The sequence below is a fragment of the Proteus sp. MB838 genome, from assembly GCF_054767435.1.
The window spans coordinates 1-7,013 of record NZ_BAABMO010000068.1; the positions used below are offsets into that span (position 1 = coordinate 1).

At 40.0% G+C, this 7,013-nt stretch carries 10 protein-coding genes; all 10 read right to left on the bottom strand.

Going from position 1 to position 7,013, the window contains the following annotated elements; all coding sequences use genetic code 11:
* Positions 1-648 (bottom strand): iron-containing alcohol dehydrogenase (locus ACYUCW_RS17320; protein WP_460409135.1); only part of this gene is annotated, 648 nt, incomplete at its 3' end.
* A gap of 7 nt (positions 649-655) precedes the next feature.
* Positions 656-919, bottom strand: coding sequence for a EutN/CcmL family microcompartment protein (locus ACYUCW_RS17325; protein ID WP_460409136.1), 264 nt, complete (start codon positions 917-919; stop codon positions 656-658).
* A 26-nt stretch (positions 920-945) separates the two neighbouring features.
* Positions 946-2,598 carry an acetaldehyde dehydrogenase (acetylating) gene (locus tag ACYUCW_RS17330; RefSeq protein WP_460409137.1) on the bottom strand — a complete coding sequence of 551 codons (1,653 nt, stop codon included), beginning with the start codon at positions 2,596-2,598 and terminating at the stop codon, positions 946-948.
* Between the two features lie 67 nt (positions 2,599-2,665).
* A complete protein-coding gene (locus ACYUCW_RS17335) occupies positions 2,666-2,944 on the bottom strand; it encodes a BMC domain-containing protein (RefSeq protein WP_004245869.1) in 279 nt (92 codons plus the stop codon).
* 14 nt (positions 2,945-2,958) lie between these two features.
* On the bottom strand, positions 2,959-3,243 hold the full coding sequence (locus tag ACYUCW_RS17340) for a BMC domain-containing protein (protein ID WP_004245870.1): 285 nt from the start codon (positions 3,241-3,243) through the stop codon (positions 2,959-2,961).
* A gap of 20 nt (positions 3,244-3,263) precedes the next feature.
* Positions 3,264-3,542: a BMC domain-containing protein gene (locus ACYUCW_RS17345; RefSeq protein WP_004249182.1), complete on the bottom strand. Its 279-nt coding sequence runs from the start codon at positions 3,540-3,542 to the stop codon at positions 3,264-3,266.
* Between the two features lie 583 nt (positions 3,543-4,125).
* Complete coding sequence (locus ACYUCW_RS17350) at positions 4,126-4,644, bottom strand: FidL-like protein (RefSeq protein WP_004245872.1); 519 nt, start codon at positions 4,642-4,644, stop codon at positions 4,126-4,128.
* Entirely contained in the window at positions 4,644-5,504 is an 861-nt protein-coding gene (locus ACYUCW_RS17355) for a transcriptional regulator (RefSeq protein ID WP_017827350.1), read from the bottom strand. The genes ACYUCW_RS17350 and ACYUCW_RS17355 overlap by 1 nt, the downstream gene beginning before the upstream one ends.
* Before the next feature lie 20 nt (positions 5,505-5,524).
* Positions 5,525-6,118: a TetR/AcrR family transcriptional regulator gene (locus ACYUCW_RS17360; RefSeq protein ID WP_004245875.1), complete on the bottom strand. Its 594-nt coding sequence runs from the start codon at positions 6,116-6,118 to the stop codon at positions 5,525-5,527.
* 430 nt (positions 6,119-6,548) lie between these two features.
* On the bottom strand, positions 6,549-7,013 hold a 465-nt coding region (locus ACYUCW_RS17365; RefSeq protein WP_460409138.1), incomplete at its 5' end, for a PLP-dependent transferase.

Genomic DNA, 7,013 nt, shown 5'->3' on the forward strand with positions numbered 1-7,013 from the left:
ATGATGACAATCAAGCAGATGGCTAAACACTAATTTGACTGCTTTTTCTGCCATCGCATCAGAAAAATCAGATGCAGCTTTAGACACATAAGCTTCTAATGCATGGCAAAGGACATCCATACCCGTATCAGCAGTAATTGCAGGAGGTACAGATTTCACAAGTTCAGGATCGAGGATCGCGATATCAGGCAACATAAACTCATCGACCAATACCAGTTTTTCACTGCGTGATTTGATCACTGAAAAAGAGGTCACTTCAGAGCCAGTACCACTGGTCGTGGGGATCGCAATAAACTGCGGTTTACTTCTACTGTGCTCTTTACGGGTATGCCAGAGGGAGTACATAACGGCTTTAGCAGCATCGATAACAGATCCACCGCCGAGTGCGATAACCAAATCAGGATAATGGGCATCCATTATTTTCATACCACTGACAATGGCAGAAATATCAGGATCTGATGCAACATCATCATAGATTTGAAACTCAATACCTCGTTGCATTAATTTTTCAGTGACTTTATCTGCAAAGCCAAACTTCACCATTGCTTTATCTGTCACCACAAATGCGCGGCGGGCAGTTAACCCAGAGAGAAAATTCAGTGCATTGGTGCCAAACTGAATTTTGGGTTTTATCAGAAACTCACTCATGTCGTTATTACTCCTTACTGTCCCGATAAACCTTCTCAACAATGGCAACCACGGGCATCGCCTTGTAACGATCTTTGTTTAGTGCGAAGTATTCTTCAGCCAACACCACATCGTTGATACCTGCACCCACACTATCCACTGCAACATAGGTTTTATTTTTCAGTGGATTAAGCTCATCATCTAAGGTCGCTATCATTAATAAATTGCTTCCTTTCAGTTCAGGGCTTTTTTGTGTCGCGACTACGTGTCCGATTACCTTTGCGAGGATCATGGTTTATATCGCCTTCTATCAATGAGTTATTTACCCAGACGTCCGAGAACTTCTTTGATAATGCGCTCCACGTTCTCTTCGGTGATCTCACCTTGTTCAATCACTTGTTGTGCACACGCACTGACTGTCGTTGTATAAGGGGACGCGCCAAAGCGATCATCACCTTGTGTTTGACGTTGTGCTGTTGCACATTCCGCATGAACAGGGGTTAAAGAAGGTGAACGAAAACGATCATCATCAAGAATGCTGGTGTGGTAATTTGCGCTAGAAACAGCAGGTTGAGCAGCTTCTTGTGCTAATGGACAAGGTTGTTTTAACTCTTCAACACTACGTACCCCATAACCGACTTTACGAATATTCAGTAAATTCATCGGGCCGACGTTATCTGAGCTAGAACCACCGCCTACCGCACCACAACCTAGGGTTAACGCAGGAGTAATATTGGTTGTTGCGCCAATACCACCTAATGCCGCCGGAGTATTAATTAAAATACGATTAACGGGTTTTTCTAAAGAGAACTGACGAATAACATCTTCATTTTGGGTATGGATCACTAAGGTATGACCTAAGCCTTCGTTAGTGAGCAATTGCACCACACGATGACAGGCTGATTGCCAATCTTCTTCAATATACATACCTAAGATTGGGCACAGTTTTTCCCGTGAATAGGGATTCTTCGGTGAAACAGTATCTTGTAGTGCAATCAAGACGCGGGTATTAGCAGGTACAGTAAAACCGGCGCGCTGGCTTAAATAGATAGCATCTTTACCAACCACCGCAGGATTTATCGTGCCATTAGCGCGCAATAACATAGAAGCGACTTTCGCTGCTTCTTCATCATTCATAAAATAAGCACCTTGCGCTAATAGCTCACGGTGAACTTCGTTATAAATGCAACGTTCTACGATGATGGATTGTTCTGAAGCGCAGATCACGCCATTATCAAATGTTTTACTGGTGATGATATCGCTCACTGCTTTTTTGATATCCGCACTACGCTCGATAAAGGCAGGGCCATTACCTGGACCACCACTGATAGTTGGTGTGCCTGATGCATAAGCCGCACGCACCATTCCTTCACCGCCAGTAGCTAAGATTAATGACACATCTTTGCTGTGCATTAATTCTTTTGTCGCTCCCAATGTCAGCAATGTCACACCATCGACAATTCCCTCAGGTGCTCCCGCTTCTAGTGCGGCTTTTTTGACAATTTCTAGCGCGCGGAAACTACACTGTTTCGCATTAGGGTGCGGTGAAAAAATAATCGCATTACCTGCTTTCAGTGCAATTAGGGTTTTATAGATAATGGTTGAAGTTGGGTTAGTGGAAGGCACTAACGCTGTAATAACCCCTAAAGGTACCCCCACATCCATGACTTTTTTCACTTTATCGTCATTGATAATGCCAATGGTCTTTAGGTCTTTCATATGTTCATACACACGCAATGACGCAAAGGTATTTTTCAGTACTTTGTCTTGCCATTTACCAAAGCCGGTCTCTTCGCTGGCCATTTTTGCCAACTCTTCTGCGTGACGAGCAGCTTCAAATGCAATGTGTTTGACTATATTGTCGATTTTTTCCTGCGAAAATTTCGCATATTGTTGTTGTGCATTTTTCGCGTTACGAACTAGCTCGCGAGCCAGTTGTCGGGATTGCAAATCTTTATCTAATGCAACCATGTTTTCCCCCATACAGGAGTTAAAAATTTAGCTGAATAACGTTTTTTGCTTGGCAGCACCTGAATAATCAGGCTTTATGTTGCTCTGCAATCTTCTCGATATCGTTATGTGGTCTTGCAATAACACGAGAAGTCACTACTGTGCCGATACGTTTTGCCGCCTCAACACCAGACTCAACCGCTGCATTAACTGCACCGACATCGCCTTTCACCATGGCAGTCACTAAACCTGAACCGACGTTTTCATAACCAATCAGTTCCACATTGGCTGCTTTACACATTGCGTCAGCAGCTTCAATGCAAGCGACTAGACCTTTGGTTTCCACTAGACCGAGTGCTTCTTTCATATTTATTTCCTTCGTTATTCAGTCACTTTGTACTGGGCAACGATTTTTTGAATATCGTTATGTGGACGAGCGATGACTAATGAAGTGACCACCGTACCTACACGTTGAGCCGCTTCTAAGCCAGAATCTACAGCGGCTTTAACGGCACCCACATCGCCTTTTACCATTGCAGTGACTAAACCTGAGCCAACATTTTCATAACCAATCAATTCAACATTGGCGGCTTTGCACATCGCATCAGCGGCTTCAATACATGCCACTAGCCCTTGAGTTTCAATAAGTCCTAATGCATCACCCATACGTTCTCCTAAGGCAAAGACTATGCCTTGTGTTTGATAACAATTTTGTTGATGTCATTGTGAGGACGAGCAATCACAAGTGATGTGACGACTTCACCCACCCGTTGCGCTGATTCCACACCTGAATCTACCGCAGCTTTCACTGCCCCTACGTCGCCTTTCACCATCGCAGTCACGAGACCTGAACCAACGTTTTCATAACCAATCAATTCAACATTGGCGGCTTTGCACATCGCATCAGCGGCTTCGATACATGCCACTAACCCTTTAGTTTCAATCAGACCTAATGCATCACCCATTTTTATTTCCTCCAGGAAGCCGTTTAACGGTTTACAGTTACCCATCATGTCTGCGTGGTGATTTTTTAAACGCAGACCTTGGTTTCAAATTCACTATAACGGCTAAAAATAAAAACAACATATAAATCCATAAAAGATAAACATATAGTTTTATATTCTGATATTTATGCTTATTTAGCCTTGTTTTTATTTGTCTGTGCTGTTAATTGCCTTTTTTTATCTGTTTAAATTTATAAAAAAACACACAAAGAAGATGAAAAAAAAGACAATTTAAGTTTGTTAGAAGGATGTTGAAAAGGTGCAAAAAGGCAGTACAAATCAGCGGGAAAGATGTGCGGGATATCACTAATATTTCAATGCCAGCTCAAGGATGAGAAAAAGCTAAATCTAGTCTATATACAAAAAGTGCTATTTCTAGGTTAGCCCTTTATGTCTTAAGCCGAACTCATTATGCGGCGTCCTTAGCAGGCATAAATAGTCAATGTTTCCGTCGATGGGGGGACAGTATGAGAGAGGGAATATTCGCAAGAATACGTCGCAACGCTCGCCCAATATTTATTGAGCGAGAAAGTAATGTGGATTTTTAATCGAATTTACTGCCGGGTTTTAAGGTACAAATATAGAGTGGGGAATTGAGCGAACTGAGTAATAACGTTTTTTCATTTAGCTTTTGTGCGTTAATAAATAATCCATCATGACTATCTGACATTTCACGCATAAAATAATCAAAAATAACATCGGGAGACTCATCAATCGAGGAGGCACTAGACTCCCATTGACTGACAAAATAGTGACGCTCGGTGGGGGAAACCCGCTTTGTGGTGTAATCAAATTTCACATAACGTTGTAAATAGAGCCAACCCGCTTTAGAGGTAGTATACCCCTCAACCACAATAGAGCCTTTGCCATTAGCACCAAAAGAGAAATGAATATTGCCATTCACATTCTCATCTTCCATATTTTCAAAGCGCATAATGCCCTTTGTTGAACAAACCATCATACCTTCATTTTTGATAGTTAATAATCTTGTTGCTGCATAAGTGGCGACCAAGATAAAAATCAGGGCCGATAAAAAACATAAAAGTTTCCCTGAGATTTTCATTAGTATTTCCAAGAATAGTAAAAGTAATTATCGCAATAGCTAAATGGATTATCTTCGTTCTTAGCGCAATGCGCTAAAAAGACACGCCCTAAGCCATTAGTTTGTAATTTATCACCATAGAAAAAAACAAAGCGCTCCCCTTTCACACACTGTAAATTAAGCTTCTTTCTTACAGCGTCAAAATTGCGAATATAATTATCACTGACAGAGGAGTTAATCATGGCCTCGTTAGAGAGTAATTCACAATCATTATGGGTGAGAGGTGTTAATGTGATAGGCTTTGATTGATGCTGATTTAAAAAGATGATCACCACAAGAAATATGGCGCCAAATAAAAAACCAATACTGGCTAAATACCAACAAATTTCTGGTTTTTGTGGCGATGTTACCGATAATTGAGGCTCTTTTTCTAATTCACTATCTAGATTATCAGGCTCGGATGATAACGATGTCTCAATGGGTGATGCGATATTACTTTTATTTGCTTCACCTTCGTGCTCATTTGTTTGTGTAACAGGTAACAGTGTTGAGTCATCAATTAATTCAACAGAGATATCAGGATTAAACTCTAGTCGCCCTTTGGCGATAGTGACAATAATATTTTCAATACCATAATGACGAAATGTTTTACGCAATAAACTTAAATATTGGTTTAAATTACTATTTGAAGAAACTAGCCCATTGTCATCCCACACGCGTTTTAATACTTCATCACGATTTACTACACCGGGATTTTGAATAAAATAAAAGAGTAACGCATTAGCGGTAATAGACAGATGTGTATCAACGTCACCTTTTTCTAACGATATCGCGCCATCCGTTGCGTCGTAATAAATTGAGGCATTTATTCTGTATTTCATTGTGCCCTCATTCATCCTAATTAACATGACTGATTTGCTGTGTCGGCCATATATTCAAATGTCATTTTTAATAATCTTTCAACTAATGCACTACGCTCTTGTTGTGAAATCGTAGGGCCTTCTGTGAGTTCTGATAACCAAAGGCCATCGGCAGCATAACGAATTAACGTACCTAAGTAGCTATTATCAAGTTTATCGCCTTTGGCTAAATGGCCTAACATCCAATCACGCCAACATTGACGCATTATTGGCTCGTTAGGCATAGCTAAAGAAAGTATTGCCAATTGGCGACTTTCATCTGACTGTTTGAGATCAGAAATATAGGTTAAATAAGCGCGAGAAAAGCGCCCTGCTTCTATCGGATCGTTGGCCATAATTAACGCAATTCGTTTATCCATAATACCGAGTAAGCGTTTGAATACCGCCTGTATCAGTTCTATCTTCCCAGGAAAATGGTGCAATAATCCGCCTTTACTGACACCCGCTTCTTTGGCTACGGCATTTAAAGATAAAGAAGCAATTCCTTCATTCGCCACAATAATACTTGCCGCTTCTAATAACTGCTCTTGGACGCGGATAGGATCTTTTTTTCGGTGATGTGCGGTTGTATTCATGCGTAGGATAATACCGACCAGTCGGTATGTTCCTTATTGATCAAAATCAAGCACTATTAGAGTGAGCCTTATTATATGCCAATAATGTTGTCAACTTCACATTACTTTATTTAAAACCAAATTTAATTTTAAATAATAAAATTATTTTATAGTTTTGATCTCAATAAAATATTTAATTAACAACAAAAAAAGAGAACTTGATAATTATCAACTAAAAATAAGGATAAATAGTCATTAAGATATTTCAATAATGTGGTAACACAATAAAACACTCTTTCTCTCATAGAGAATAAATTAAAGGTGCCTTTAAAAGGGCGATTATTTGTTTGTTTTAAAATAAAAAGCCCTCTTTAAATCTAAAGAAGGCCTTTCTATTATTAATTAAATTACTATTACTTAATCGTTATTAATTAACTATTATTAATAACGGTTAAAAACTGGCGTTTAATGCTTGTTCTAGATCAGCGATAATATCGTCTATATGTTCAATACCAATTGAAAGTCGAATTAAATCACGCGAAACTCCCGCGCGTTCTAGCTCTTCATCATTGAGTTGGCGATGAGTGGTTGATGCAGGATGACAAGCCAAGGATTTAGCATCACCAATATTGACAAGACGCACAATCAATTTCAATGCATCGATAAATTTCGCACCCGCTTCAGCACCACCTTTGATACCAAAAGAGAGAATACCAGCAGGTTTACCTGACATATAACGTACTGCTAAATCATGCTCTGGGTGGCTGGTTAAACCTGCATATTTAACCCAGACAACTTGAGGATGATTTTGCAAATATTCAGCAACTTTTTGCGCATTTTCAGTATGACGCTCCATACGTAACGCTAATGTTTCTAGACCTTGAAGAATTAAGAAGGCGTTAAATGGCGAAAGGGC